The organism is Thalassococcus profundi, from assembly GCF_003344785.1.
Classification (GTDB): domain Bacteria; phylum Pseudomonadota; class Alphaproteobacteria; order Rhodobacterales; family Rhodobacteraceae; genus Puniceibacterium; species Puniceibacterium profundi.
Map to the genome: position 1 here is coordinate 105,994 of NZ_QPMK01000011.1, position 24,501 is coordinate 130,494.

Consider the following 24,501-nt stretch of genomic DNA (forward strand, 5'->3'; position numbering starts at 1 on the left):
CCTCTGTCCCGTCGCCTGAGATCGTTATCCCTTCGGCGGATGCGGGCAAGCCGCATCTCTCTCCAGAGTCCATGTGCCGCTACGGTCCCTTGGGCCTGAGAGTTTCCGGGGCGGTTGCTCCTTCGGCACCGGCAAAGCCGGTTCTCCCATCGCGTTGGCCTGACGCTAGATCAGTTGCGCAGCAGAGACAAGCACCTCGCCGCAATCCCGCTCGGGCTCTGCGCCGCCTGACAGGAGCTTCAGCAGCGGCGCATTGCCGCTGACCAATTCCTCGACCGTGACCGGGTCGAGCGTGGCATAGAACGCCTCTGCCGCCTTCGACAGCACAGCGCGCAAGCGGCAGTCGGCGGACAGCGGGCAGGCATTGCCGGAATCGGCAAAGCATTCGGCCAGCGGAACCGGCCCCTCGACGGCGCGGAACACCGCTCCGACCGAGATGCCGGAGGCGGGCCCCGCCAGGCTCAACCCGCCGTGCCGTCCCCGCCGGGTGTTGAGAAAACCCAGCTGCGCCAGCTGGTTGATGATCTGCGCCACATGGTTGCCCGACGCGTTGCAGGCGGTGGCGATCTCGGATTTGGTGACCAGCTTGTCGGCGTGAACGGCGCAATACATCAGCACGCGCATGGCAATATCGGTGCGTTTGGTTACGCGCATGACGATCGTCCCCCGGATGATTTCCGAGCCCTTCTAGGGCATGCGGGCAAATGCGTATTTGACTTACATCAACCGGCTGCTCCTTATGACCGCATGCAGACCGCTTACTTTTTCGGCTACGGGTCGCTGGTGAACCGCCATACCCACATCTACGCCCCCGCCCACCGCGCCACCGTGCAGGGCTGGCGCCGCGCCTGGCGCGTTGCCGCCGACCGGCAGGTCGCCTTCCTGACGGTGATCCGCGACGACGACTGCGCCATCGATGGGCTGATCGCACCGGTTCCGGATGGCGACTGGGCGGCGCTGGACCTGCGCGAGGCGGCCTATGACCGGCTGCCCGCCGGCCCGGACCTGGCGCAGTCCGCCGTTCCAGGCGCCGATGTCGCGATCTACGCGATCCCGCCGGACCGGCTGCACGCACCGGACGCGGACCACCCGGTGCTGCTGAGCTACATCGACGTGGTGCTGCAGGGCTACCTTCAGGAATACGGGCAGGACGGCGCCGAGCGGTTCCTCGACACCACCACCGGCTGGGAGGCGCCGATCCTCAACGACCGCGACGCCCCGCGCTATCCGCGCGCGCAAAGCCTGTCGCCCGACGAGCATGCCTTCGTCGACGACGCGCTGGCGCGGCTCGGCTGCCGGACCTACGCCTGATGGTGTCGAAAGCGCTCATGCTGTTTCTGCGCCTGGCGCGCCGCCTGGGCGTGCGAGTGGTGCTTATGACGGTGCTGGCACTGATCGCCGTCTTCGTGGCCCCGGCGCTCGACCCGCTCATTCCCGACAGCTTCAAGGACCGCTTCGACCGCGACGCGGTGCTGCCGATCCTGAACATCCTCGCCTCCACGATGCTGGCCGCCACGACCTTTTCGCTCGGGGTGATGGTGCAGGCCTTCCAGTCCGCCGCCGGACAGGCGACGCCGCGCGCCTACCGCATCCTGATGCAGGACGGCACGACGCAGACGGTGCTGGCGACCTTCGTCAGCACCTTCCTCTTTTCGCTCACCGCCATCGTCATGTTCCGCGCCGAATTCTACGGCGACGCGGCGGCGGTGGTGATCTTCGCGCTCACGGTGCTGAGCATCGCGCTGGTGATCATCGCGATCCTGCGCTGGATCGACCACCTGAGCCAGCTCGGCAGCATGGACCACACCCTGCGCATGGTCGAGAACGCCGCGCGGGACTGCCTGAAAACGGTTGCCGAGGCGCCCTGCCTGGGCGCCAACGATTCGTCGAAGAGCGACGCCCCGCCGCCTGATGCCGTGGCGATCCTCGCGAACCGCTCGGGCTACGTGCAATTCGTCAACATGCCCGCCATGCACGAAGCGCTGGAGCGCTGCGACGCGCGCCTGTGGGTCACGGCGCAACCGGGCAGCTACGCTCTGACGGGTGGCGTGCTGGGATATCTCTCGGGCGCCGATGCCAAGCTGGTCGAAGAGGCAGCGGACCATTTCACCCTCGAACGGGAACGCACGCTGGAACAGGACGCGCGTTTCGGCCTCATCGTCCTGTCCGAGATCGCCGCCCGTGCCCTGTCGCCGGGCGTCAACGACCCCGGCACCGCCATCGACGTGGTCCAGCGGGTCAAGAACCTGCTTTGGGATCATGCCCACGAGGAGCGGGCCGAACCGCGCGACATCCGCTACCCCCGCGCCTATGTGCCACGCATCACGGCGGCGGACCTCGTGCAGGATGGCATCGACGTGATCATCCGCGATGGCGCCGGCCGGCCGGAGGTGATCGGCACGATCATCAAGGCGCTGAACGATCTGGCCGGCAGCGACTGGCCGCCCCTGGCCGAGGCTGCGCGCGACACGCTGGACTATGCCCGTGAACATGCAGAGGCCGCCCTGACGCTTCAGGCCGACCGCGAGGCGGTCAGGGAGCTGATCCGGCGCTAGCCCTGCGCCAGGGCGCGCGCCCGCACCACCTGCATCAGCGGCATGACATCGGCCATTTCAGGCCCGCGCTGCTGCCCGGTGACAGCAAGGCGGAGCGGCATGAAAAGCCCCTTGCCCTTGCGGCCCGTCTTGTCCTTCACCGCAGCGGTCCAGCTGGACCAGGTGTCGGCGTCATAGGGGCCTTCGGGCAGCAATGCCATCGCCTCGGCGACGAAGTCCCGGTCCTCGTCGGCCACGACCGGCTCCGCCCCGTCGCGGAACATCTGCCACCAAGCCGCAAGGTCCGCGCGGGTGGTGATGTTCTCGCGGGTGACGCGCCAGAACAGCGCCGCCTTGTCCTCGGGCACGCCCAGTGCCGCGATGTCGTCCGCAACCGCCTCCAGCGGCAGTTGGTGCAGCTTGCGCGCGGTCAGCGGGAAAAGATCGTTCACGTCGAACTTCGTGGGCGCCGAGCCGAATTGCGCCAGATCGAAGCCGTCGGCGATCTCGTCGAGGCTCATCCGCAGCTCCACCGGCTGCGACGAGCCCAGCCGCGCCATCAGGCTCAGCAGCGCCTCGGGCTCGATGCCCTGCGCCCGCAGGTCCTTGAGCGCCAGCGACCCCAGCCGCTTCGACAGGCCCTCGCCCTGCGGCCCGGTCAGCAGGCTGTGGTGGGCAAAGGCCGGCGGCGTGCCGCCCAAAGCCTGGATGATCTGGATCTGCGTCGCGGTGTTGGTGACGTGATCGGAGCCGCGCACCACGTGGGTCACGCCCATTTCCGTGTCATCGACCACCGACGCCATGGTATAAAGGTTCTGCCCGTCCGCCTTGATCAGCACCGGGTCCGACAGGCTGGCCGCGTCGATCGACAGGTCGCCCAGGATGCCATCGGTCCATTCGATACGCTGTTGGTCCAGCTTGAAGCGCCAGACGCCCGGCCCGCGTTCCTCGCGCAGTTTCGCCTTGTCGTCCTCGGACAGTGCCAGCGCGGCGCGGTCATAGACCGGCGGACGGCCCATGTTGAGCTGCTTCTTGCGCTTGAGGTCGAGCTCTGTCGGCGTCTCGAACGCCTCGTAGAGCCGCCCCATGTCGCGCAGCTTGTCCGCGGCCTCGGCATAGCGGTCAAGCCGTTCGGATTGCCGTTCCACCCGGTCCCAGGTCAGGCCCAGCCATTCCAGGTCGCGCTTGATCTGGTCCACGTATTCCTGCTTCGACCGCACAGGGTCGGTGTCGTCGATGCGCAGGATGAACTGCCCCCCGGCCTTGCGGGCGATCAGGTAGTTGAAAAGCGCGGTGCGCAGGTTGCCCACGTGGATGTATCCGGTGGGCGACGGGGCGAAACGGGTGGTGGTCATCGGGCTGTCTCCTGTTGGCGGATGCCTTTTCACAGGTCGCGGCTTTTGTCCATATCCGCGGGCCAGAGCCGCCACGCCGCGCAAAGGCCCAGCGCCGCCAGCGCGCTCAGCAGCGCCAGCGCCGCCCCCATGCCCAGCCGGTCCCCGGCCCAGCCCGCCAGCGGGTAGGTGATGAGCCAGCAGGCATGGCTGAGCGCGAATTGCGCCGCGAAGAGCGCCGGCCGGTCCGCCGGTCCGGACGACCGCCGCAGCAGCCGTCCCGATGGCGTCAGAACCCCCGCATAACAGGCGCCCAGGCCGGCCCAGAGCAGCAGGAACACCGGCCAGGCCGGCAGCCCCGCCACGGCCAGCCAGATCGCCAGCGCCACGGTGAGTGCGGTCTGGCAGACCCCGGCCACGATCATCACGGGGCGGTCGCCGCACCGCTCCAGCACCCGCGGCAGCGCCAGCGCCGCCGTCATCGACCCCGCCCCGTAAGCGGCCATAGCCAGGGCCAGCGCCGCGTCGCCGCGGCCGAACCCGGCGCGCACCAGCACCACCGTGTTGACCAGCACGAAGGCCCCTGCCGCCGCCGCGCCCAGCGTCAGCGCCAGCAACCCGCGCAGCCGCGGCGTCGCGAGGTAGATGCGGATGCCGCGCGACACCCGCTCACGAAACGGCGCCGCATCCGCGCCGCCCGGCTCCGGCAGCACCGTCGCGAGCACCAGCGCCGCCGAGGCGGCGAATCCCAGCGCCGTCCCCCAGAAGAGCGCCGGATAGGCCGCAACGCCCAGAAGCGCCGCCGCCAGCATCGGGCTGGTGAGGTTCTCGAGGTCATAGGCCAGCCGCGACAGCGACAGCGCCCGCGTGTAGTCGCCCTCGTCCGGCAGGATGTCCGGCAGCACCGCCTGGTAGGCCGGCGTGAAGGTGGCCGAGGCGCTCTGCAGCACGAAGATCAGCACATAGACCTGCCAAAGCGCGTCCACGAAGGGCAGGCAGAGCGCCACGGCGACCCGCACGACATCGGCCCCCACCAGCACCGCGCGGCGCGGCAGGCGCACCGCCCAGGCCTGCGCCAGCGGCGACAGCCCCACGTAGGCCACCATCTTGATCGTGTAGACGAGGCCCAGCACCGCGCCCGCCCGCGCCCCCGCGAGGTCATAGGCCAGAAGCCCCAGCGCCACGGTCAGCAGACCGGTGCCGGACAGGGCCACGACCTGCGCCGCGAAAAGCTTCACGTAGACGGGGTTGCTCAGCAGCGCCTTCATGGGCCAAACCTACGCCAAGCCCCGTCCCGGTCAACGAGCCAAACCATGCGCGCCTTCATCGCCCTGCCCCTGCCGTCCTCGGATGCCGCCGTGATCGAGGCGGCGCAGGACCGGCTGCCGGTCGGGCGCTGCACCGATCCCGAGACGCTACACCTGACGCTGGCCTTCCTGGGCGAGCAACCGATCCCGGTGCTCGAAGACCTGCACGAGATCCTGTCGGCACTGCACGCCCCGGCCTTCGACCTCACCCTGTCGGGCTTCATCAGCCTCGGCGGCGACGGCGGTCACGCGCTGGCGCTGGAAGCCGAGGCCAGCCCCGCGCTCAGCGACCTGCACGCCCGGATCAAGAGCCGGTGCGCCGGGCTCGGCCTCGACCTGCCGCGCCGCCGCTTCCGCCCGCATGTGACGCTGGCGCGCCTGCCCGGACGCCAATCGCCCGAGGACAGGGCCCGGCTCGCCGCCTTCCTCGCGCGGGAAAACCTGTTGCGGCTCGACGGCATCCACATCGACCGCTTCGGGCTTTACGGCTCCACCCTGCACCGCGACGGCGCCCGCCACGAACTGCTCGAAACCTATCCGCTGGGCGCCGCCCCCCCTGCTTCTCCGGTTTGAAAATACCTCGGGGGGAGGCCCCTTCGGGCCGGCGGGGGCAGCGCCCCCGACGCGCGGCACGCGCGTCACCCCCCCAACCAGCCGCGCGGCACGCGCGTCCTGACACCGCCAAAATCACGCTGCACGCAGACCAGACCCTCAGGGATGCCGCCACCAAGCCGATTGAACCTCCGCCACGGACACGCCATATCCCGCAGATGCCCGATCCCGATCTCGATCACTTCCACCGTATCGCCCGCCAGACGCTGGACGACCTGCCCGAGGCCTTTGCCCGCGGCGCGGCGGATCTGGTGCTGCAAGTGGTGGATTGGCCCGACGACCGGATGCTGCGGGAGCTCGACATCGACGATCCGCTCGACCTCACCGGGCTCTACGACGGCATCCCGATGACCGAGAAATCGACCTTCGATCCCGCGCCCTTTCCCGACACGGTCTGGCTGTTCCGCGAACCGATCCTGCAGGAATGGCGCGACCGCGGCGACGTGGAGCTCGACGCGCTGATCGCCCATGTGACCATCCACGAGGTGGCGCATCACTTCGGCTGGTCCGACGACGACATCGCCACCATCGACCAGTGGTGGCTCTAGCACCTATCCGGCAGCCAGGATCGCCTCCATCCGTTCCACGAACCGCTTGGGCGACAGTTCGGACTCGGCGGTGGCGCGGGCGGCGGCGGACATGGCGCGGCGCGTTCCGGCATCGTGCAGGAGCGGCTCCAGGCCCCCCCGCAGCGCGGTCGGGTCCTGCATATCGACAATCACCCCGTCGGTGCCGCCGGTCAGGTAGCCGGCACTCCCTGACTGCGCCGAGATCACCGGAATGGTGCCGAAGGCCATGCCTTCGACCGGGGCAAAGCCCAAGGGCTCGTCGACCGACGGCAATACGCAGATCGCATGATCGGCAAAGAGCCGGGGCATCTCCGCATAGGGCACCTCGGCCCGCATCTCGATCCAGTCGCGGGCATCGACGGCCTGTTGCAGCGTGTCGTGGTAGCTGGCGCCGTCGGCGAAATTGACACGGTTGAGCGATCCGACCAGCGTCAGCCGCGCTACCTCACCACCACCCAGCGCCTCCAGCGCCTCGATCAGCGGCAAATGGTTCTTGCGCGGACTGCCCAGCTTGCCGACGCAGAGCACGGGAACCGGCGTCTGCCGCAGCACCGCGTCGGTCACGGCGACATCGGCCCAGCGCGTCACCGGCCAGGGCAGGAAATGCGCCGCCCCGTGCCGTTCCGCGCGGTCGCCGGGTGTCCGTACCGGTGTCACCCGCTGCCCTGGCAGCCCGCGCCACCAGTGCAGCAGCCGCTGCTTCGCAGTCGGCGCACCGTCCAGCGTCAGCAAGTCGTAGCGCATCGCCCGCAGGCCCTGTTGCCGGGCGACCTTCGCCGCCTGACGCGACAGGTCCGCCGCGGTGCGGATGAACAGCAGATCGGGCTTGAGCCGCCGCAAGGTCTCTTTCACCGCCCCCGGCTCCGGCGTGGTGCCCAGCAGGATCGGGGTCAGGCGGCTGTGATCCTCGCCGCTGCCCGCTCCGGTCGCCAGCACGCTGACCACATGGCCCGCGTCCAGCAAGGCGGCGGTGGCGTGAAAGAGGTTGGTGTGGAACCGCGGCACCACAAAGGCGATATGGGCCATGGCCTACCCCGACGGATCGCGGAAACGGTTGACGATGGGATAGCGCCGGTCGAGCCAGAACGCCCGTTTGCTCAGCCGCGCGCCGGGGGCCGACTGGAAGCGCTTGTATTCGCTGATATACAGCAGGTGCTCGACCTTCTTGGCATCGGTGCGGTCATAGCCCGCCGCCACGCAATCCTCGATGCTGCCATCGTCGTCGACGAGGATCTGCAGGATGCCGTCGAGCACCGGGTAATCGGGCAACGAATCACTGTCCTTCTGGTCGGCGCGCAGCTCCGCCGACGGCGGCTTCGAGATCACGCGCTCGGGCATGACCGCGCCCTCGGGGCCCTTCATCCAGTCGCGGAAATGCGCGTTGCGCCAGCGGCAGATCTCGAAGACGCGGGTCTTGTAGAGATCCTTGATCGGATTGTAGCCGCCCGCCATGTCGCCATAGATCGTGGCGTAGCCGACCGCCACCTCGGACTTGTTGCCGGTGGTGAGCAGCATCTCTCCGAACTTGTTCGACAGCGCCATCAGCAGCAGCCCGCGCAGGCGAGACTGGATGTTCTCTTCGGTCAGGTCCTCGTCGCGGCCCTCGAACAGCGGCGCAAGCGTCGCGGCGATCGCGGCGCGGCTTTCGGAAATGGGAACGTAGTCGTAGTGACAGCCCAGCATCTCGGCCACGGCCTTGGCATCCTCGAGCGAATGTTCGGAGGTGTATTCCGAGGGCAGCATCACGCAGCGCACGTTTTCCGACCCGAGCGCATCCACCGCGATGGCCGCGACGATGGCGCTGTCGACCCCGCCCGACAGGCCCAGCAGCACCTTGCCGAAACCGGTCTTGGCGCAATAATCGCGCAGCGCCGTGACCATGACGCGGTAGTCCTGCTCCATCGCGTCGGGATGCTGCGTGAAGATGCCCGGCACCGCGCGCCAGCCGTCGGCCCCGCGTTCCATGTCCACATGCGCCACCATCTCGTCGAAGACCGGCAGCTGCACCGCCATCTGCCCGCCGGGGTTCAGCACGAAGGACCCGCCGTCGAAGACTTGGTCGTCCTGCCCGCCCACCATGTTGAGGTAGAGGAGCGGCAGGCCGGTCTCGACCACCCGGGCCACCATGTGGTTGAGCCGCGTCTCGTACTTGCCGCGGTGGTAGGGCGATCCGTTGGGCACCAGCAGGAATTCGGCACCGGTCTCGGCCAGGGTTTCGGCGACATCCTCGTACCAGGCGTCTTCGCAGACCGGGCTGCCGATGCGGGTGTTGCCCACCGCGTAGGGTCCGCCCAGCGGCCCCGAATCGAAGACCCGCACCTCGTCGAAGACGTCATCGTTGGGCAGGTGGTGCTTGAGAACGGTCGAAGCGATCTGCCCGGCCCGGCAGATGAAATAGGCGTTGTAGAGCTCCGTGCCCTCGACCCACGGCCCGCCGATCGCCAGCGCCGGACCGTCGGCGCAGTCCGCCGCCAGCGCCCGCAGCTGGCGGATCGCCTCGGTGTGGAAGGCGGGCTTCATCACCAGGTCCTGGGTGTTGTAGCCGGTGATGAACATCTCGGGCAGCGCCACGAGGTCGGCGCCCGCCTCGCGGCCCTCTTCCCAGGCGGCGCGCGCCTGCGCGGCATTGCCCGCAAGATCGCCCACCACGGGATTGAGCTGCGCCAGTGTCACCCGGAAGCGGTCCGCCATGCCAAAGCTGCCTTTCATCACGTTTCCGCCACCACATAGCAGAACCTCGCCCGAGGGGAAGCACCCCGGACCGCATCGCCCCGGTTAAGCATTGCCCCTGCCCCGCCGCTCCTTTACCTTTTACGACAAAGGCCGGCGGGCATCCCGACGCCTCCGGTCGCAGGCACAAAGCGCCCAATCTCTAGAGCAGGCAGATCACGCATGACATTCGGCAGCAGACTGACGCTTTCCCTGGCCCTCGCGGCGCTCGCCGCCCCGGCGCTGGCGCAGGACGGCGAGGTGGTGACAAAGCAGTACGATGACGGCGGCGTCTACGAGGGCACCTTCGAGAACGGCCTGCAGGACGGCACCGGCACCTACCGGCTGCCCAACGGCTACGAATACACCGGCGACTGGGTGGCCGGCGAAATCCGCGGCGAGGGCGTGGCGCGGTTTCCCAACGGCTCGGTCTACGAGGGCCAGTTCGCCAAGGGCAAGCCCGAAGGCGTGGGCAAGATCGTCTTTGCCGACGGCGGCACCTACGAGGGTACCTGGCTCGACGGCAAGATCACCGGACAGGGGGTCGCGATCTACGCCAACGGCGTGCGCTACGAAGGCAGCTTCCGCAACGCCCTGCACCACGGCCGCGGCACGATGATCTCTCCGGGCGGCTACACCTACGAAGGCGATTGGGTGAACGGCGTCAAGGAAGGCTCGGGCACCATCACCTATCCCGACGGGTCGGTCTACGAAGGCCGCGTCGCCGACGGCGCGCGCGAGGGCCAGGGCACGCTCACCATGCCCGACGGGCTGATCTACGAGGGCATGTGGCAGGACGGCCAGATCGACGGGGTCGGCAAGCTCACGCAGCCCAACGGCGACATCTACGAAGGCGAGCTCGTGGCAGGCCGCCGCGAAGGCCAGGGCAAGGTCACCTATGCCAACGGCGACATCTACGAAGGCCAGTTCGAGGGCGACCAGCGGCAGGGCCAGGGCACCTTCATCGGCTCGGACGGCTACCGGTATTCCGGCACCTGGGTCGCCGGCCAGATCGAGGGCGAAGGCCAGGTGCAATATCCCGACGGGTCGGTCTACGTGGGCCAGTTCCGCGGCGATCTGGCCAACGGCCAGGGCAAGATCACCTATCCCGACGGCTCGACCTACGAAGGCACCTGGGTCGACGGCGTGATCGAGGGCGAAGGCACCGCCACCTATTCCAACGGCATCACCTACGAAGGCGGCTTCTCCAACGCCCGCAACAACGGCTACGGCGTGATGACCTATGCCGACGGCTACCGCTACGAAGGCGAATGGCAGGATGGCCAGCGCCACGGCCAGGGCACAGCCACCTATCCCGACGGCACGGTCTACACCGGCCAGTTCGTCGACGGCCAGCGCCACGGCACGGGCGAGATCACCATGGCCGACGGTTTCACGTACAAGGGCGAATGGAAGAACGGCGAAATCGACGGCCAGGGCGTCGCCACCTACACCAACGGCGACGTCTACGAAGGCACGTTCCGCGACGGCAAGCGCGAAGGCACCGGCACCATGCGCTACGCCACCGGCGAAGAGGCCACCGGCGACTGGATCAACGGCGCGCTGAAAAGCGACGGCTGATCCCGGGGACGACGGGCATGGTGGGTTGCAAACCCACCCTACGGCATCGCTCCGGCCCCGCGTAGGGTGGGTTTGCAACCCACCGCCCCTTGCCATCCGCGCGCCCGCCTCCATAGTGCAACCTATGGCGAAAACCTCCAAACCTCGCAACCTGACCGAGCTGCGTGCCAGCGTGGCGGCGGTGCGCCTGAAAGGCCCGGCGACCAGCCAGACCGACCGCGCCCGCAAGCTGCTGCTGGTCTATCTCGACGCGGCGGACAGCCATGCCGTGCCCTTTGCCGAACTGGTGAAATCCCTGCGCTCCGGCCTGCCCGCGCTGCGCATCGCCGGGGCGGAGCTGGCGCGCCAGGCCAGCGACCCGGCGGGGCCGTTCGCAGGCATCGACTGCGCCGCAGGCTGCGCCTTCTGCTGCATCCTGAGCGGCACCGACGGCGGCACCATCACCGCCGCCGAAGCCGAACAGCTGCACGCCGCCCTCGCCCCGCAAAGGGGGAAAAACACCGGCGCCGCCTGGCACCCGCAGGCCTGCGCCGCGCTCGATCCCGCCACACGCCAGTGCCGCGCCTACGACGCGCGCCCGCTGATCTGCCGCAGCTACATTTCGACCGATGTGACGGCCTGCGCAGAGATAGCCGAAGGCACCCCCGCCGCAGGCGCTGGCGTCGTCGGGGCGCAGGGGCTGGCGCTGGCCGTGCATGCGCTGATCCGCGCGGCGCTGGAGGGCGTCAGCCAAGTGCCGACCTATGCGCTGGCCCGCATCACCGCCGGCGCCATGCATGGCGAGGACGCCGCCACGACCCTGCGCGCCGCCCGCCAGCCGCCGCGCGCCCTTGACGACGAACGGCGGCGCTTCGGGGCCTGACCGCGGCCCGCCTGCGGCGTATGACCGCTGCGCCTGTCCGGCCGGGCAATCTTTCCTATCTCTGGGGCATCGAACTTTTTTGCTGGCGGTTGCGCAGAGGTGAATGATGACGGTCCTGACGAGACTTCTTATTGTCGCGCCGATCTGCATGATCGGCACTGGCGCCGCGGCCCACGTCAACTGGTTCGTCGACACCGACGCAGAGCCGCTACCCAACATCGCCCTGACCGACCCGCTTTTCCTGGGCTGGACCGCGATGGCATTGGCGATGATCGCCTTTTCGGTCTGGCTCGACGGGCGCTTGCCGACCTTGCGCGTGGCGCCGTCGAAACTCCGTCATGATTTCATGGAGATCCTGCGGGTCTTCACCGGCATGAGCTTCCTTCTGACCGCCTACGAAGGCGCGTTGGTCGCGCCGCACAAGGTGGTCGAAGGCGTAATCGGACTTGCGCTGGTGGTGCTGCAGGCTGTCATCGGCGTCATGCTGATCGCCAACCGCTGGATCTTTGCCGCGGCGCTGCTGATGCTGGTCCTGCACGTCGCCGTGGCGCTCTTCTTCGGCCTCCTTCCGGCGCTGGAATACGCGATCCTCGTCGGTATCGCCTTCTTCCTGCTGCTGAACGCCATCGAAGACCCGGACTGGCGCGACCGGCTCAAACCCTACTCGGTGGATGCCCTGCGCATCTGGACCGGGATTTCGCTCGTCGCGCTCGCGATCGGGGAAAAGCTGGCGCCCTCGGCCCTGGGGCAAGTGTTCCTGGCTCAATACGACTGGAATTTCCTGCAGGCGATGGCGCTTACATTCTTCGACGACCGGCTCTTCGTCCTGTCCGCCGGGATGGTAGAAGCGGTGATCGGCATCGTCCTGATCCTTGGCACCACCGTCCGGCTCGCGGTGCTGGCCCTGTCGGTGATGATGGCGCTGTCGAACGTCGTCTTCATTCTGCAGGGCAACAACGAGGCGGCGCTGGTGGAATTCATCGGTCACATGCCGATCATCGGCGTAGCGCTGCTGCTGATGTTGCTTGGATATGGCCAACGGCTGAAAATCACCCATGCCTTTTCGGCGTGGCGTTATAGGTCAAGGGAAGGAAGGCACCCGATCGCCGGGTCCCCGACCGATCCGGAAGGAGACCGCGCATGACCGAACTCGAGGCCAAGAAGGCCGAGGCAACCGACCCAACGATGGGCCGGCCCGACCCGTCCATCCCCACGGTGGACCGCCCCAAGGACGATCCCGCGGCGCTTGCGAAACGGCGGCGGACACGCCGCGGCGACCGCTTTGCCCGCCGCGCGCACCACAGCCTTTACGAGGACATGCTCAATTGACCCAACCGATCCTCATCATCGGCGCAACCTCGGGCATCGGCGCCTGCGCCGTCGACGAGGCCGCCTCGCGCGGCCTGCCGGTGCGCGCCTTCGCCCGCAGCGCCGGCACCCTGGACAAAACCGATCTGGTGGAGCCGGTCGCCGGAGATGCGCGGTCGGCCGAGGATATCGGCGCGGCCCTCTCCGGAACGCGTGCGGTGATCTACGCCCTGGGCATCAAGGAACGGCTGTCGATGCTCTGGGAAGAAGAGACGCTTTTTTCCGACACGACGCGCGTGCTGCTCGACGCGATGCAGGCCGGAGACACCAGGCGCCTCGTCGCCGTCACCGGCTTTGGCGCCGGCCGGTCGCGCAGCGCCATGAGCGCGCTGGAACGCATCGGTCACCGCGCCATCCTCGGCAAACCCTATGCCGACAAGGACCGGCAGGAAGCGATGATCGTGGAAAGCCCGCTCGACTGGACCATCGTCCGGCCCGTGATCCTCACCAAGGGGTCGCGGTCCGGAAAGCTCAAGGTTTTGCGTGATCCGGCCAGCTGGCGCAACGGGCTGGTGTCGCGCCGCGACGTGGCCTGTTACCTCGTCGACGCGGTCGAGGACGATCTCGACATCCGGGCCGATGTTGTGCTGGCGCGCTGACGGCGCTGTCGGACCTGACCTGGCTGCCATGACCAACCGTAACGGCCCCCATCCCATGCCACAGCTTCCGCCCGAAAACGTCCAGGACTATCCCCGCCCGCCCGCGCTGGAGCCGGTGGCCCAGCGCCTGCGCCTGATCCTCGGCGGCGCGACGGTTGCCGAGACATCGCGGGCCTTGCGGGTGCTCGAAACGCACCACGCGCCGACATATTACATCCCGCCCGAGGATGTGCCGGCGACGCTGATCCCCGCCCGCGGGTCGAGCTTTTGCGAATGGAAAGGCGTTGCTGCCTATCTCGACGTCCAAGCCGGCGGCCTGACGGCGCCCCGCGCGGCCTGGTGCTATCCGGCGCCGACCGGGGCGTTCCGGGCGCTCGCGGGCTACCTGGCCTTCTACGCAAGCGCCATGGATGCCTGTTTCGTCGGCGCCGAAAAGGTCATCCCGCAACCGGGCGACTTTTACGGCGGCTGGGTGACCGCAAACCTGCAAGGCCGTATCAAGGGCACACCGGGGACAGAAGGATGGTAAGGATTATGCCGAAAATCGCCGTCATCGGGGCCGGAATGGCGGGGCTCACCTGCGCGCGCGCCCTCGGGGACCACGGGCTGCGCCCGGTGATCTTCGACAAGGGCCGCGGCCTTGGCGGCCGCATGGCGACGCGGCGGGCCGAGGGCGGGTTCCAGTTCGACCACGGCGCGCAATACCTGACGGCACGAAGCCGCGGCTTTGCAGAGATGCTCGCGGGGGCGGAGGCGGCGGGCGCGCTGGCGCTTTGGCCTGAACCGCGCGAACGACCGGCCTATGTCGGCATCCCCGGCATGACCGGCCTCGCCAAGCACATAGGCGAAGAGCTGGATATCCGCAAGGCGACCCGGATACAGAGAATCGTCCCGGAGGACGGGCATTGGCGGCTGGACTGGCAGGACGGGTCCGAGCGGTTCGATCGCCTTGTGATCACCGCCCCGGCCCCGCAGACCGCCGCATTGCTGCCCGAGGACCATGACTTTGCAGAGGCCTTGCACTCGGTCGGAATGGACCCCTGCCTGACCCTGATGGTCGGCCTTCCCACGGGGGCCGATCTGCCCTTCGTGACCCGCCGCGCACCGGAGGAAGACATTTCCTGGATCGCGTGCGACAGCGCCAAGCCGGGGCGACCGGACGGCCCTTGCGTGGTGGCGCAGGCCGGTCGCGGCTGGAGTCTGCGTCACCTCGAACTGGAGCTCGACGCCATCGCGGAGCGGATGCTGCCCCTGGTGCGCGAGATCATCGGCAAAGGTGCGACCGTCGATCCGCCTTACCTGTCGGCGCATCGCTGGCGTTACGGTTTGGTGACGTCGCCCCTGGGCCAGCCCTACCTGCGCGACGGCGCCAAAACGCTGTTCGCGGGGGGCGACTGGTGCCTGGGCGCCAAGGCAGAAGATGCCTGGACCAGCGGGCGCGCCATCGCGGATGCGCTGATCGACGGTCTTTGACACCGGGCTGGTCTGGTGCGACCTGCGGGCGTCCAGCAAGCCGCGTCATGCAGTCGTTGCATACCGTCTATGGTTAGGCGTTTCGAAAATCCTTCATATCTGAGGGTCAACGGAAACGAAACGATTGACGAAAGACGGACCCATGACCACGCAATACACGCTCCAATCACCGAACCGGGCCGAGGTTCAGGACATCCTGAAAGAGGCGCATCGGCTGCGCAGCGCTTACATCACCCGGTCGATCAAGGCCGGCCTGACGCGGCTGCGCACCCTGTTCGGGACGACATCCCACGTGGGAAACGCAACCGCGTGACCCGCGCCGCCGCTTGAGGCACCCGACAAAAGAAAACCCTGCCCGACCGCATTCGCGCTTTCGGACAGGGTCTGACTGGATCCGTCTCCCGAGCAACGAAGAGTCCCGCCGATCTGGCCGCAAGGGCGCCAGCGCCCCGGTCGATCCGCAGGATCTTTCCGTCGAGCCGCGGTGACGGCCCGCCCGGCGATCAGGACATGCCCAGCGCTTCCTTGTACATCTCCAACACCGCTTCTTCCTCGGCGATATCGTCGGGTTCGCGCTTGCGCAGGGCGATGACCTTGCGCATCACCTTGGTGTCGTAGCCACGTGCCTTGGCCTCGGCCATGACCTCTTTCTGCTGGTCGGCGAGGTCCTTCTTTTCCTGGTCAAGCCGTTCGATTCGCTCGATAAACTGCCGCAGCTCGTCGGCGGTCACGCGATAGCTGTCGGGGGTCTGCTGGTCGTCCATCTGTCTCTCCTGCCGGGGGGTGCCCTGTCCTAGCGCCGGGCCGGGATGCCATCAAGGGGTTGCGGCACGGCAGGCGATGAATTACCGCCCACCACACCAATGCGGGAGGCGCTCATGGACATTCTGATATGGCTGGGGGCCGGACTGTCGGCCCTGGGACTGCTGGGGCTCATCTGGTGCATCATCCGCGTCGCCCGGGCCCGACGCGCCAAGCTGACCGACGCCGAACTGCGCGCCGTGGTGCAGAAAACCGTGCCGCTGAACATGGGCGCGCTGATGCTGTCGGTGCTGGGCCTGATGGTGGTGATCGTCGGGATCTTTCTGGGCTGAGCCGCCCTCAGCCGTTGAGCGAGGCAAAGCGCCGGCCGTTCTTGACAAGCTCGCGCAGAAGCGGCTGCGGCGTCCAGAATTCCGCATCCGGCGCGCCGGCGCGTTCCAGCGCGCGCTGCACCGAAAACAGACCCGCCGCATCGGCAGCCTGCATCGGTCCGCCGCGCCAGCGCGGGAAGTCGTGCGCCAGCATCATCGCCACGTCCACATCCGCCGGACGCCGCACCCAGCCTTCTGCCAGCATCCGCGCGCCTTCGTTGGCCAGGGCGCCGACGATCAGCAGCGCCAGGTCCGCGGGCTTGCGATTAGCGGTCCGCGGGCGGACGGCGTCGATCAGCGCCTCGGCGTCCGGCGTTGGCTGCGGCGGGCCATCCGCCGCCGGATAGGCGTAGAACCCGCCACCTGTCTTGCGGCCTGCGCGGCCCGCCTCCAGCAGCAGCGCCGACCAGTTGTGCGCGCCGCCGGGCCGCGGCCGCGCCGCGAACTCGGCAAGGCCCAGCGCATCGCGCGTCTCGAACGGGGGACGCGTCCAGCCCCAGACGCGGAGCGCCGCGTCGATGGCCGCGGGCGACTGGCCGATGTCGACAAGCCCGTCCGCCGCGCGGTGCAGCGCCGCCGCCATGCGCCCCGCGATGCTGTCGCCCGTGGACACCACCCGCACCGCGACCTTGTTCATCGCCTGCGCCAGCGCCAGCCCTGCGGCGATCTGCGCGGGCGAAATGCCCGGGCCTTCGACCACCTCGACCAGCCGCGCGGAATAGACCGGCAGGGCGAATCGCAGGCCCAGCTCGTCCACCCGTTCCGGCATGGCCACGGCGCGCGGCACGCCCTCGGGCGCTGGCACGTTGCCCTGTCCGCGCGCCGCGTGCAGGATGATGTCGGCCCCCGTCGTCATCTGCGCGCTGTCGCCAAGCGTCAGGCCCGCCAGCAACGCGTCGGCCTTGTCCTGTCCGATGGCGCCGCGCGCCACGCTGTGCTGGAACAGCGAACGCACCTGCGCCGCCCCTTCCTCGCGCGGCAGCGCCTCGCGCGTGCCCCATTGCACCCTGAGCCCCGCCTGAAGCGCCGCGGAGGCGATCTGTATCGCCAGCGACCCGCCGCCCAGCACGCAGACCTTTCTGATCTCCGGAGCCGCGACGTCCTGCGGGGCAAAACGCGTGGCAGCGGTGCGTTCGGCCACGTAGGCGTGTCGCAGAGCACGGGACACGTCTGATGCGACCAGATCCTCGAAAGCCGCGGCTTCCCGGGCACGTCCGGCGTCGAAGGGCAGCAGCATCGCCGCCTCGACAAGATCGACGATTTCCGACGCAGCCGGCTCGCGCAGCCCCTCGATCCGCGCCCGTGCCTCGGCCACCTGCGCCTGGTAGGCGGCGGGATAGGCAAAACCGGCCCGAACGTCGCGGGTCGGACGCGGACCCTGCCCCGCGGCTCGCAACGCGTGGCAGAAGGCCAGCGCCGCCTCGGCCAGGTCGCCCTCGACCACCTTGTCAAAGAACGCTTCCGCCGGGGCCTGCCGCACCGGGCAGGGCCGCGCCGAGAGCATCATGTCGAGCGTGGCACCGGCCCCGGCGAGGCGCGGTGCGCGCTGAGAACCGCCGTCATGCGGGGCGAGGCCCAGCCGCGCTTCGGGAAACCCGACCTGCGCCGCCGCGTGCGCGACGCGGTAATGCGCCGCCAGTGTCAGTTCGAACCCACCGCCCAGAGACAGCCCGTGAACGGCCGCCACCACCGGCTTGGCCGCGGCCTCCACCGCGTCGCAGAGCGTCGCAAGCGTCGGCGCAGCCTCGGGCCGGTCGAGGTCGCCCACGTCGGCGCCGGTGGGAAAGCTGCGGCCGCGGCCGATCAGCACGACCTCCTGCACCTCGGCATCGGCCTCGGCGCGGCGGAGGCCCGACAGCAGCCCCGCGCGCATTGCCTGCGACAGCGCGTTGACCGGCGGATTGGACACGGCCAGGTAGGCCACACCGTCCTGCACAGAATAGAACACGGCTTCGGACATCGGCCCGCCCCCTCGATCCGGCCCCGCGAGGGGACCATGCTCACACGCGCTTTTGCGCGCATTTGCAGGGCATTAGAGGCCAAAGCCGCAGGTGACGCAAGGCTGCCGCGCCGGCGGTCAGACCGGCAGGTTGTCGAACAGCGCCTCTAGTTCTTCATCGACCGGCATCCGCGCCGGGCGCTTGGTGCGCGCAACCGTGACGCGAGCGGGCGTCCGCAGCCGCTGCACAAGGCGGCCCAGTTCCGCGGCCGCTTCGGCGCGGGTCCGCGGATCGCTGTGCACGATGTCGGATTCGAGCGCCGCGATGCGGGCGCTGAGGCTCTTGTCGGTCATGGTGTGATCCTCCCAGATCTTCGGGCCGCGGCATGGCTCGTACCGCGGTGTGCCCCGGCTCACTCAACTGCCGGATGGTAAAGAATTCATGAAACAACTTGGACATTCTGCCCGATTCGATGCAGCCGCGCATTGATCCAAGACAACCGCAGGCGGCTCTTGCTACACATTCAAAACTCATTATATGTATGCGGAAACCACGCGGGAGCACGGGCCAGATGGAAACGGACTGGATCATGGGCCTTTTGGGCGGCCTGCTGATCGGACTTGGCGGGGCGGTGTTCCTGCTGGTGAACGGACGCATCATGGGCGCCAGCGGCCTGATCGGCGGTCTGGTCGACGGGTCGGGCAAGAGCAATGCGCTGGAACGCCTGAGTTTCCTTCTTGGCGTGGCAACCCTGCCGGTGCTGCTCTGGCCGCTTGTCGGCCCGATCGACACGCATATCACCACAAACCTCGCGGTGCTGGCCGCCGCGGGTCTGCTGGTGGGGGTCGGCACCCGGCTCGCCAATGGCTGCACCTCCGGCCACGGGGTCTGCGGCATCTCGCGGCTGAGCCTGCGCGGCATCGTCGCCACGGCGTTCTACATCGGCGCGGGTGGCCTGACGGTTGTCCTGTTCCGCCACTTGCTGGGAGTGATCTGACATGCGCAACCTTTTTGCCCTTCTCGCGGGCGGCTTGTTCGGCGCCGGGCTGATGATCTCGGGCATGACCGACACGGCCAAGGTGCAGGGCTGGCTCGACGTCTTCGGCGACTGGGACCCGACGCTGGCCTTCGTCATGGGCGGCGCGATCCTGCCCATGACTCTGGCCTGGACGCTGACCCGTCGCCGCGCGGCACCGGCCCTGGGCGGCGCCTTCCCGCCGCCGCCCGAGCCGAAGCTGGGGCACAACCTTGTGCTGGGCTCGGTCCTCTTCGGCATGGGCTGGGGGCTGGCCGGGCTTTGCCCCGGCCCCGCCATCGCCGCGCTCAGCTACGGCGGCCCAGGGCTCTACATCTTTGTCGCGGCAATGTTGCTGGGCATGAGGGCCGCGCCGCGGCTGCGGAGCCGTCTGGACAGAGCCCTTCAGGCAGAGTAATTCCGGGGCATGGACATCCGCCAGATCACCCCCCGCTACCACGTCGCGCCGCAAATCTCGGTCGAGGACATTCCCGCGCTTGCCGAGGCGGGGATCACCCGGGTGATCTGCAACCGCCCCGACGGAGAGGTGCCGCGGTCGCACCAGGCCGACAGCATCGGCGCGGCGGTGCGCGAAGCGGGGCTGGAATTCGAGGTGCTGCCGCTCACCCACCAGACCATGACGCCCGAGAACGTGGCGAAACAGGCGGCGCTGGTCGATGCCGCAAGCGGCCCGGTGCTGGCCTATTGCGCCTCGGGCACCCGCTGTTCGGTGATCTGGGCGCTGGGACAGGTCGGCACGCAAAGCACCGACGAGATCCTGCGCACGGTGGCGCAGGCGGGCTACGACCTCGAAGGATTGCGCCCGACGCTGGACGCCCTGGCGCGCCAGGGCTGACACCGGCTAGCTGTCCTCGAAGTCGAAATCGAAATCCATCTCCGGCAGGTCCGAGAAATCCTCGACGATTTCCGTGCCCTGTGAGCTGTCGTCCGGTTCCGGTGCCATGGCGGGTTCGGGCGCTTCGGCAGGCTCTGGCGCTTCGATCTGCGGCATCGCGGGCCAGTCCGCTTTCTGACCTGGCTCTGTATCACCAGCGGCAGCAGGCGTGTCTGCCACCGTGGCGGCGCGCCCGCTGCGCGGCCATGTCAGCCGGATCGCGCGCATCCCGTCGACTTGCCCCAGCCGGCCCCGTGCCATGCGATGCCCGCCCCCCGCCATCAGCTCCATCCCCGCCAGGCAGTCGGCGGGAAGCTCCAGCAGGTCGCCGGGGGCGAAGCCGCTGATCCGGGAAATCGGCAGGCGGATGCGGCACAGCACAGCCTCGATCTGCGCGGGCACCAGCAACAACCTGTCCTCGTGGCGACCCGGCGTATCGGGCGCGTGCGCCGCTTCGGCATCGGCAGGCGCCTTTTCCGGCAGGATGATCTGCAATTCCCCCTGCCGCGCGCCATTGGCAAGGTCGATGCCGACGCGGAACGCGCGGTAGCTGGGCGCGTCGAGCAGCAGACCGGCGGTGCGCCCATCCTCGACCATCGCGCCAAAGCGATAGCCCCGCAGTTCCGCCAAAAGAGGATGCCCTTCCAGGTTGCCTTCGAACCGCGCCAGCCCGCCGTCGATCAGCGGCGCCATCATCGCGGCGTCCGTGGGGGTCAGCGAGCGATCCTCGATGGGCACGCGGGTCACCTGCGAAATCGTCTGCACCTCGATCAGCCCGGTCATCAGCTGCCGGTCCACCGAAACGAGGCCGATCCCGCCGCCCGGCCCGTCAAGCAGAATCAGCAGAGTTCCCGGCACCAAAAGCTCAAGGCAGCCGTCCTGGTCGAGAATTTCCTGACTGACGCCCTGGGTGACCAACGGCAGATCCCAGAGCACGTCGGCGGTGCGCGCCAACGCCCGGCGCAGCGCCTTGGCCGGCGACATCGCCCGCGCCTCGAACGCCCGGCGCGACGCGCTGGCCTTCTGGCCGAGAACATCCCCGCTTGCAGGATCGCCCATAGCTTCGAACTGCCCCCTTCTGGCCGCTTCGACCGAGGTTATGGGCAAATTTGGTTACCAACCGCTTTAACGCACGGGAATTATTGCGCCGCGAGCGCCATGCCCTGCGGCACGATCACGCGGAACGCCGCGCCTTTCTGGCCGGTCAGATAGGTGATCGCCCCGCCCAGGCGGGTCACGATCTGACGGCTGATGGCCAGGCCCAGGCCCGCGCCACCGGCCTGCCCGTCGCTGACCCGGGCGAATTTCTCGAAGATCACGTCGCGCGCCTCGACCGACACGCCCGACCCGTTGTCGATGAAGTCGATGACCAGCGACTCCGCGGTCTGCACCACGCGGATATCCAACTCGGGCTGCGCCGCGTCGCAATACTTGTCGGCATTCGAAATGAGGTTGATGAAGACCTGGCTCAGCCGGTCGAGATCGGTGTTGAGCACGAGGGTTTCCGCCTTGCGGTCCCGGTTGATCTGCAACCGCGGCCCGTCGGTATACGCGAGCGCCGCCGCCTCGGCCCGGTCCAGCACGTCGCACAGCAGCCCCTGCCGCAGGTTCAGACTGACCTGGCCGTTCTCCAGCACGCTGAGGTCGAGCAGGTCGTCGAGCAGCCGGGTCAGGCGAATCGCCTCGTCCTGGATGATGGTGGCGTATTTTGCCTGGTCCTCGGGGCCAAGCGCGGAGCCGTCGCGCAGGATCTCGGAAAAGGCGCGGATCGAGGTCATGGGCGTGCGCAGCTCGTGGCTGATCTGGCTCAGGAACGCGTCCTTCTGCACCGACAGCCGCGTCAGCTTGGCATTGGCCTCGCGCAGCTGGCGGGCGGTGCGGCTGAGTTCGGCGGACTGCGCCTCGAGACGCGAGGAATATTCCATCATCTGCGCGGTCTCGTCGGCCACGGCCATGAGGTCCTCGACCGACACCGACATGCCGCCGACGATCTGGCCGACCATGGCATGGGCGGTGGCCGCCCCCACCGATCCCGCAAGTTCCCGCTCCAGCGCCTCGAGGAAATCGGGGCTGGTCTCGGGCAGCGCGCCGGGATGGCCCTGCCGCTCTGCCTCGCGAGCAAAGAGCGCCTGCGCCTCGCGTGCGCCCAGGATGCGCTGCGCCATGATCATCAGGTCCTCGCTTTGCACGACCCCGCCGGACCAGCTGCTGGCGGCGCCGGAATGCTGGAAGATGTTGACGAATTGCGCGCCTTGCAGACGCTCCAGCGGCGACGGGAAACTCACGAGAGAGGCGAGGAAAAACGCGCCGAGATTGAAGGCCATGCTCCAGAACAGCGTGTGCAGGACCGGGTCCATGCCCTCGATCCCGAAGAGCGCGTAGGGCCGCAGCCAGCCGAGGCCGAAGAGACCGTTCTGCATCAACGCGTCCGGCAGGATCATGCCGGAACCGAAGCTGGGCAGGAAAAGCGTGTAGAGCCAGATACCGAAACCCGCGGTCAGCCCGGCAAAGGCGCCCACCCGCGTCGCGCCGCGCCAGAAGATGCCGCCCAGCATCGCCGGCAGAACCTGCGCCAGCCCGGCAAAGGACACGAGGCCGATTGTGGCCAGCGCCGTGCCCCCGCCCGACACGGCGTAGTAGACGTAGCCCAGCCCCACCACGCCCGCGATTGACAGCCGCCGCGACACCAGCACGACGTGCCGCACGTCGCCCGACACGCTGGCGCCGCCGCCGGTGAAGCGCAGCCAGATCGGCATGACGATGTGGTTCGACACCATCGTGGACAGCGCGATGGCCGCGACGATCACCATCGACGTGGCCGAGCTGAAGCCGCCGAGGAAGGACAAGAGCGCCAGCCCCTCCTGCCCCTGGCTGAGCGGCACGGTCAGCACGAACAGGTCCGGGTTCGACCCGGCGGGCATGAGGTCGAGGCCGACCACCGCGATCGGCACCACGAAGAGGCTCATCAGCATGAGGTAGAGCGGAAAGGCCCAGCTGGCGGTGCGCAGGTGCGTCTCGTCGTCGCTTTCCACCACCAGCACCTGAAACATCCGCGGCAGGCAGAGGAACGCCGCCGCCGACAGCAGCGTGATCCCGGCCCAGCGGCCGCCCTCCATCTGCCAATGGCCCAGAGGCGAGGCGTCGATGCGCGCCAGCGTCTCGGACAGGCCGCCCGACAGGCCCCAGACCACGAAGACGCCCACCGCCAGAAGCGCCGTGAGCTTGACCACCGCCTCGACCGCGATGGCCATGACCACGCCGTGATGGCGTTCGTTGGCATCGAGGTTGCGGGTGCCGAAGATCACGGTGAAGACCGCGAGCCCTACCGCCACCCAGAGCGCGGTGTAATCGTGCAGCGCATCCGCCGCGGGGGCCGGTGTGCCGAAGACCTGGAAGCTGAGCGTCACCGACTGCAGTTGCAGCGCGATATAGGGCGTGGTGCCCACCACCGCGAGGATGGTGACGCCGATGGCCAGGAGGTTGGACTTGCCGTAGCGTGACGAGATCAGGTCCGCGACCGAGGTGATCCGCTGGGTCCGGCCGATCCGCACGAGCTTGCGCAGTACCCACCACCAGCCGATCATCACGAGGCTGGGGCCGAGGTAGATCGTCAGGTATTCGAACCCTGTCCGCGCCGCCGATCCGACCGCACCGTAAAAGGTCCAGGCAGTGCAATAGATCGACAGCGACAACGTGTAGACCAGCGGCGACCGCAGCCAGCGTCCGTTGCCGCGCAGGGCCGAGCGTTCGGCCATGAAGGCCACGACGAAGAGAAAGAGCACGTAGCCCAGGCAGACGGCGACAAGGGTGTTCAGCGTGGTCATTTCCGCGCCTCCGGCAGCTTGTCGACCTCCTCGGACCGCAGCCGCAGTGCCAGGCCAAAGGCCACCAGGATCAGCCCCAACCAGACACAGAAGATGTAGGTCAGCGCGCCCGAGCTGGTCACCCCCTCGGGTCCGCTGGGCCAGAGCAGCGGGATGCACCAAAGCAGCAGCCCCAGCAGCGGCAGCAGCCGCGCGGCATCCATCAGCCTCCGGCGCCGGTAGGTGCGCCGTTCCAGAAACAGCGACGGGCGGCGCGGCCGGTCTTCGGCCGGGGCCGTCATGGCGTGCTCAGGCTGCGGACCATCTCGAGCATCTCGGAATTGCTGAACGGTTTGGCCATGAAGGCATTCACGCCGGCCCGTTCGGCCATCTCTCGGTCCTTTGTCTGGCCGCGCGCGGTCAGCATCAGCACCGGCAGCCCTTCGGTTTCGGGATGTTCGCGCAGCTCGCGCAGGATGTCGTAGCCGCTCTTGCCCGGCAACATGACGTCGAGGATCAGGACGTCGGGACGCCGGGCGTGCACCGTGTCCACGGCCGTCGTGCCGTTCGAATGGGTGTTCACCGTCCAGCCGTCACGCGACAGGATAAAGCTGATCGCCTCGATGATGTTGGGCTCATCCTCGATCAGCAGGACATGCTTTGGCATTCCTCATTCCTTCCCCCCTCGCCCGCGAACCTCCGGTCTGGCGCCGGTCCGGCCGCTCTCTCCTCCATCTTCGTTATCACCGTTCCGTCCGGCCCTGTCA

General features: G+C 68.5%; 28 protein-coding genes and 2 riboswitches. Of the genes, 16 read left to right on the plus strand and 12 right to left on the minus strand.

Translation table 11 applies throughout. The features are described from left to right. Position 1: 1 nt before the first annotated feature. A riboswitch (glycine riboswitch) is annotated at positions 2–68 on the minus strand. A 4-nt stretch (positions 69–72) separates the two neighbouring features. After that, a riboswitch (glycine riboswitch) is annotated at positions 73–159 on the minus strand. Positions 160–165: 6 nt separating this feature from the next. Next, positions 166–654 (minus strand): RrF2 family transcriptional regulator, encoded by a 489-nt coding sequence (locus DU478_RS14340; RefSeq protein WP_114511653.1) that lies wholly within the window; start codon positions 652–654, stop codon positions 166–168. A gap of 93 nt (positions 655–747) precedes the next feature. Here DU478_RS14340 and DU478_RS14345 point away from each other — a divergent pair, with 93 nt between their 5' ends. Then, positions 748–1,311 (plus strand): gamma-glutamylcyclotransferase family protein, encoded by a 564-nt coding sequence (locus DU478_RS14345; protein WP_114511654.1) that lies wholly within the window; start codon positions 748–750, stop codon positions 1,309–1,311. Positions 1,312–1,328: 17 nt separating this feature from the next. Further along, a complete protein-coding gene (locus DU478_RS14350) occupies positions 1,329–2,555 on the plus strand; it encodes a DUF2254 domain-containing protein (protein ID WP_233501288.1) in 1,227 nt (408 codons plus the stop codon). On the opposite strand, the gene gltX is transcribed toward DU478_RS14350, so the two are convergent. Further along, a complete protein-coding gene (gene gltX / locus DU478_RS14355) occupies positions 2,552–3,889 on the minus strand; it encodes a glutamate--tRNA ligase (RefSeq protein ID WP_114511656.1) in 1,338 nt (445 codons plus the stop codon). The two genes, DU478_RS14350 and gltX, sit on opposite strands and share 4 nt — an antisense overlap. A 29-nt stretch (positions 3,890–3,918) precedes the next feature. Beyond that, positions 3,919–5,136: an MFS transporter gene (locus tag DU478_RS14360; protein WP_114511657.1), complete on the minus strand. Its 1,218-nt coding sequence runs from the start codon at positions 5,134–5,136 to the stop codon at positions 3,919–3,921. A 45-nt stretch (positions 5,137–5,181) separates the two neighbouring features. On the opposite strand from DU478_RS14360, the gene thpR reads away from it, so the two are divergent. Together thpR and DU478_RS14370 are read left to right on the plus strand one after the other, a co-directional pair. Then, a complete protein-coding gene (gene thpR, locus DU478_RS14365) occupies positions 5,182–5,748 on the plus strand; it encodes an RNA 2',3'-cyclic phosphodiesterase (RefSeq protein WP_114511658.1) in 567 nt (188 codons plus the stop codon). A gap of 197 nt (positions 5,749–5,945) precedes the next feature. Then, entirely contained in the window at positions 5,946–6,335 is a 390-nt protein-coding gene (locus DU478_RS14370; protein ID WP_114511659.1) for a metallopeptidase family protein, read from the plus strand. A gap of 3 nt (positions 6,336–6,338) precedes the next feature. Here DU478_RS14370 and DU478_RS14375 read toward each other — a convergent pair whose 3' ends face one another. Both DU478_RS14375 and DU478_RS14380 read right to left on the minus strand, forming a co-directional pair. After that, positions 6,339–7,382 (minus strand): glycosyltransferase family 4 protein, encoded by a 1,044-nt coding sequence (locus DU478_RS14375; protein ID WP_114511660.1) that lies wholly within the window; start codon positions 7,380–7,382, stop codon positions 6,339–6,341. A gap of 3 nt (positions 7,383–7,385) precedes the next feature. Next, positions 7,386–9,047, minus strand: a complete 1,662-nt coding sequence (locus tag DU478_RS14380; RefSeq protein ID WP_114511693.1) for an NAD+ synthase — start codon at positions 9,045–9,047, stop codon at positions 7,386–7,388. 201 nt (positions 9,048–9,248) lie between these two features. Here DU478_RS14380 and DU478_RS14385 point away from each other — a divergent pair, with 201 nt between their 5' ends. From DU478_RS14385 to DU478_RS22935, 8 genes are all read left to right on the plus strand, one after another. After that, on the plus strand, positions 9,249–10,646 hold the full coding sequence (locus DU478_RS14385; RefSeq protein WP_114511661.1) for an MORN repeat-containing protein: 1,398 nt from the start codon (positions 9,249–9,251) through the stop codon (positions 10,644–10,646). A 124-nt stretch (positions 10,647–10,770) separates the two neighbouring features. Then, complete coding sequence (locus DU478_RS14390; RefSeq protein ID WP_114511662.1) at positions 10,771–11,508, plus strand: YkgJ family cysteine cluster protein; 738 nt, start codon at positions 10,771–10,773, stop codon at positions 11,506–11,508. A gap of 106 nt (positions 11,509–11,614) precedes the next feature. Next, positions 11,615–12,652 (plus strand): hypothetical protein, encoded by a 1,038-nt coding sequence (locus DU478_RS14395; RefSeq protein WP_147276353.1) that lies wholly within the window; start codon positions 11,615–11,617, stop codon positions 12,650–12,652. Continuing rightward, positions 12,649–12,837, plus strand: coding sequence for a hypothetical protein (locus tag DU478_RS23345; RefSeq protein ID WP_233501289.1), 189 nt, complete (start codon positions 12,649–12,651; stop codon positions 12,835–12,837). The genes DU478_RS14395 and DU478_RS23345 overlap by 4 nt, the downstream gene beginning before the upstream one ends. Further along, positions 12,834–13,475: an NAD(P)-dependent oxidoreductase gene (locus tag DU478_RS14400; protein ID WP_233501292.1), complete on the plus strand. Its 642-nt coding sequence runs from the start codon at positions 12,834–12,836 to the stop codon at positions 13,473–13,475. The genes DU478_RS23345 and DU478_RS14400 overlap by 4 nt, the downstream gene beginning before the upstream one ends. 55 nt (positions 13,476–13,530) lie before the next feature. Next, a complete protein-coding gene (locus DU478_RS14405; RefSeq protein WP_114511665.1) occupies positions 13,531–14,004 on the plus strand; it encodes a DUF427 domain-containing protein in 474 nt (157 codons plus the stop codon). A 5-nt stretch (positions 14,005–14,009) separates the two neighbouring features. Then, a complete protein-coding gene (locus tag DU478_RS14410) occupies positions 14,010–14,948 on the plus strand; it encodes an NAD(P)/FAD-dependent oxidoreductase (protein WP_114511666.1) in 939 nt (312 codons plus the stop codon). Positions 14,949–15,090: 142 nt separating this feature from the next. Further along, positions 15,091–15,261, plus strand: a complete 171-nt coding sequence (locus DU478_RS22935) for an RSP_7527 family protein (protein WP_158545791.1) — start codon at positions 15,091–15,093, stop codon at positions 15,259–15,261. A gap of 190 nt (positions 15,262–15,451) precedes the next feature. Here DU478_RS22935 and DU478_RS14415 read toward each other — a convergent pair whose 3' ends face one another. Next, positions 15,452–15,712 (minus strand): DUF2312 domain-containing protein, encoded by a 261-nt coding sequence (locus DU478_RS14415; protein WP_114511667.1) that lies wholly within the window; start codon positions 15,710–15,712, stop codon positions 15,452–15,454. Between the two features lie 114 nt (positions 15,713–15,826). On the opposite strand from DU478_RS14415, the gene DU478_RS14420 reads away from it, so the two are divergent. Next, positions 15,827–16,042, plus strand: a complete 216-nt coding sequence (locus DU478_RS14420) for a hypothetical protein (RefSeq protein WP_199488349.1) — start codon at positions 15,827–15,829, stop codon at positions 16,040–16,042. 7 nt (positions 16,043–16,049) lie between these two features. Here the strand turns inward: DU478_RS14420 and DU478_RS14425 are convergent, their stop codons facing one another. Both DU478_RS14425 and DU478_RS14430 read right to left on the minus strand, forming a co-directional pair. Beyond that, a complete protein-coding gene (locus tag DU478_RS14425; RefSeq protein WP_114511669.1) occupies positions 16,050–18,041 on the minus strand; it encodes an enoyl-CoA hydratase-related protein in 1,992 nt (663 codons plus the stop codon). A gap of 117 nt (positions 18,042–18,158) precedes the next feature. Then, on the minus strand, positions 18,159–18,374 hold the full coding sequence (locus DU478_RS14430) for a hypothetical protein (protein ID WP_114511670.1): 216 nt from the start codon (positions 18,372–18,374) through the stop codon (positions 18,159–18,161). A gap of 218 nt (positions 18,375–18,592) precedes the next feature. Between DU478_RS14430 and DU478_RS14435 the strand changes: the two genes are divergently transcribed. Genes DU478_RS14435 through DU478_RS14445 form a run of 3 tightly spaced genes read left to right on the plus strand, consistent with a single transcriptional unit; the run spans position 18,593 to position 19,892 of the window. After that, complete coding sequence (locus tag DU478_RS14435; protein ID WP_114511671.1) at positions 18,593–19,018, plus strand: YeeE/YedE family protein; 426 nt, start codon at positions 18,593–18,595, stop codon at positions 19,016–19,018. 1 nt (position 19,019) lies between these two features. Next, positions 19,020–19,454 (plus strand): DUF6691 family protein, encoded by a 435-nt coding sequence (locus tag DU478_RS14440; protein WP_114511672.1) that lies wholly within the window; start codon positions 19,020–19,022, stop codon positions 19,452–19,454. Positions 19,455–19,463: 9 nt separating this feature from the next. Then, positions 19,464–19,892 carry a TIGR01244 family sulfur transferase gene (locus DU478_RS14445; RefSeq protein ID WP_114511673.1) on the plus strand — a complete coding sequence of 143 codons (429 nt, stop codon included), beginning with the start codon at positions 19,464–19,466 and terminating at the stop codon, positions 19,890–19,892. 6 nt (positions 19,893–19,898) lie between these two features. On the opposite strand, the gene DU478_RS14450 is transcribed toward DU478_RS14445, so the two are convergent. From DU478_RS14450 to DU478_RS14465, 4 genes are all read right to left on the minus strand, one after another. Further along, complete coding sequence (locus tag DU478_RS14450) at positions 19,899–20,990, minus strand: FliM/FliN family flagellar motor switch protein (protein ID WP_114511674.1); 1,092 nt, start codon at positions 20,988–20,990, stop codon at positions 19,899–19,901. Positions 20,991–21,070: 80 nt separating this feature from the next. After that, on the minus strand, positions 21,071–23,755 hold the full coding sequence (locus DU478_RS14455; protein ID WP_114511675.1) for an ATP-binding protein: 2,685 nt from the start codon (positions 23,753–23,755) through the stop codon (positions 21,071–21,073). Next, complete coding sequence (locus tag DU478_RS14460; RefSeq protein WP_114511676.1) at positions 23,752–24,036, minus strand: hypothetical protein; 285 nt, start codon at positions 24,034–24,036, stop codon at positions 23,752–23,754. Before DU478_RS14460 ends, DU478_RS14455 begins: the two co-directional genes overlap by 4 nt. After that, the gene (locus DU478_RS14465) at positions 24,033–24,401 is read right to left on the minus strand and encodes a response regulator transcription factor (RefSeq protein ID WP_114511677.1); all 369 of its coding nucleotides are present in this window, start codon (positions 24,399–24,401) and stop codon (positions 24,033–24,035) included. The genes DU478_RS14460 and DU478_RS14465 overlap by 4 nt, the downstream gene beginning before the upstream one ends. Positions 24,402–24,501: the final 100 nt, after the last annotated feature.

Coding starts and splice junctions, on each gene's coding strand:
- DU478_RS14340 (WP_114511653.1), bottom strand. CDS start 654: ATGCGCGTAACCAAACGCACCGATATTGCCATGCGCGTGCTGATGTAT.
- DU478_RS14345 (WP_114511654.1), top strand. CDS start 748: ATGCAGACCGCTTACTTTTTCGGCTACGGGTCGCTGGTGAACCGCCAT.
- DU478_RS14350 (WP_233501288.1), top strand. CDS start 1,329: ATGCTGTTTCTGCGCCTGGCGCGCCGCCTGGGCGTGCGAGTGGTGCTT.
- gltX (WP_114511656.1), bottom strand. CDS start 3,889: ATGACCACCACCCGTTTCGCCCCGTCGCCCACCGGATACATCCACGTG.
- DU478_RS14360 (WP_114511657.1), bottom strand. CDS start 5,136: ATGAAGGCGCTGCTGAGCAACCCCGTCTACGTGAAGCTTTTCGCGGCG.
- thpR (WP_114511658.1), top strand. CDS start 5,182: ATGCGCGCCTTCATCGCCCTGCCCCTGCCGTCCTCGGATGCCGCCGTG.
- DU478_RS14370 (WP_114511659.1), top strand. CDS start 5,946: ATGCCCGATCCCGATCTCGATCACTTCCACCGTATCGCCCGCCAGACG.
- DU478_RS14375 (WP_114511660.1), bottom strand. CDS start 7,382: ATGGCCCATATCGCCTTTGTGGTGCCGCGGTTCCACACCAACCTCTTT.
- DU478_RS14380 (WP_114511693.1), bottom strand. CDS start 9,047: ATGGCGGACCGCTTCCGGGTGACACTGGCGCAGCTCAATCCCGTGGTG.
- DU478_RS14385 (WP_114511661.1), top strand. CDS start 9,249: ATGACATTCGGCAGCAGACTGACGCTTTCCCTGGCCCTCGCGGCGCTC.
- DU478_RS14390 (WP_114511662.1), top strand. CDS start 10,771: ATGGCGAAAACCTCCAAACCTCGCAACCTGACCGAGCTGCGTGCCAGC.
- DU478_RS14395 (WP_147276353.1), top strand. CDS start 11,615: ATGACGGTCCTGACGAGACTTCTTATTGTCGCGCCGATCTGCATGATC.
- DU478_RS23345 (WP_233501289.1), top strand. CDS start 12,649: ATGACCGAACTCGAGGCCAAGAAGGCCGAGGCAACCGACCCAACGATG.
- DU478_RS14405 (WP_114511665.1), top strand. CDS start 13,531: ATGCCACAGCTTCCGCCCGAAAACGTCCAGGACTATCCCCGCCCGCCC.
- DU478_RS14410 (WP_114511666.1), top strand. CDS start 14,010: ATGCCGAAAATCGCCGTCATCGGGGCCGGAATGGCGGGGCTCACCTGC.
- DU478_RS22935 (WP_158545791.1), top strand. CDS start 15,091: ATGACCACGCAATACACGCTCCAATCACCGAACCGGGCCGAGGTTCAG.
- DU478_RS14415 (WP_114511667.1), bottom strand. CDS start 15,712: ATGGACGACCAGCAGACCCCCGACAGCTATCGCGTGACCGCCGACGAG.
- DU478_RS14420 (WP_199488349.1), top strand. CDS start 15,827: ATGGACATTCTGATATGGCTGGGGGCCGGACTGTCGGCCCTGGGACTG.
- DU478_RS14425 (WP_114511669.1), bottom strand. CDS start 18,041: ATGTCCGAAGCCGTGTTCTATTCTGTGCAGGACGGTGTGGCCTACCTG.
- DU478_RS14430 (WP_114511670.1), bottom strand. CDS start 18,374: ATGACCGACAAGAGCCTCAGCGCCCGCATCGCGGCGCTCGAATCCGAC.
- DU478_RS14435 (WP_114511671.1), top strand. CDS start 18,593: ATGGAAACGGACTGGATCATGGGCCTTTTGGGCGGCCTGCTGATCGGA.
- DU478_RS14440 (WP_114511672.1), top strand. CDS start 19,020: ATGCGCAACCTTTTTGCCCTTCTCGCGGGCGGCTTGTTCGGCGCCGGG.
- DU478_RS14445 (WP_114511673.1), top strand. CDS start 19,464: ATGGACATCCGCCAGATCACCCCCCGCTACCACGTCGCGCCGCAAATC.
- DU478_RS14450 (WP_114511674.1), bottom strand. CDS start 20,990: ATGGGCGATCCTGCAAGCGGGGATGTTCTCGGCCAGAAGGCCAGCGCG.
- DU478_RS14455 (WP_114511675.1), bottom strand. CDS start 23,755: ATGACCACGCTGAACACCCTTGTCGCCGTCTGCCTGGGCTACGTGCTC.
- DU478_RS14460 (WP_114511676.1), bottom strand. CDS start 24,036: ATGACGGCCCCGGCCGAAGACCGGCCGCGCCGCCCGTCGCTGTTTCTG.
- DU478_RS14465 (WP_114511677.1), bottom strand. CDS start 24,401: ATGCCAAAGCATGTCCTGCTGATCGAGGATGAGCCCAACATCATCGAG.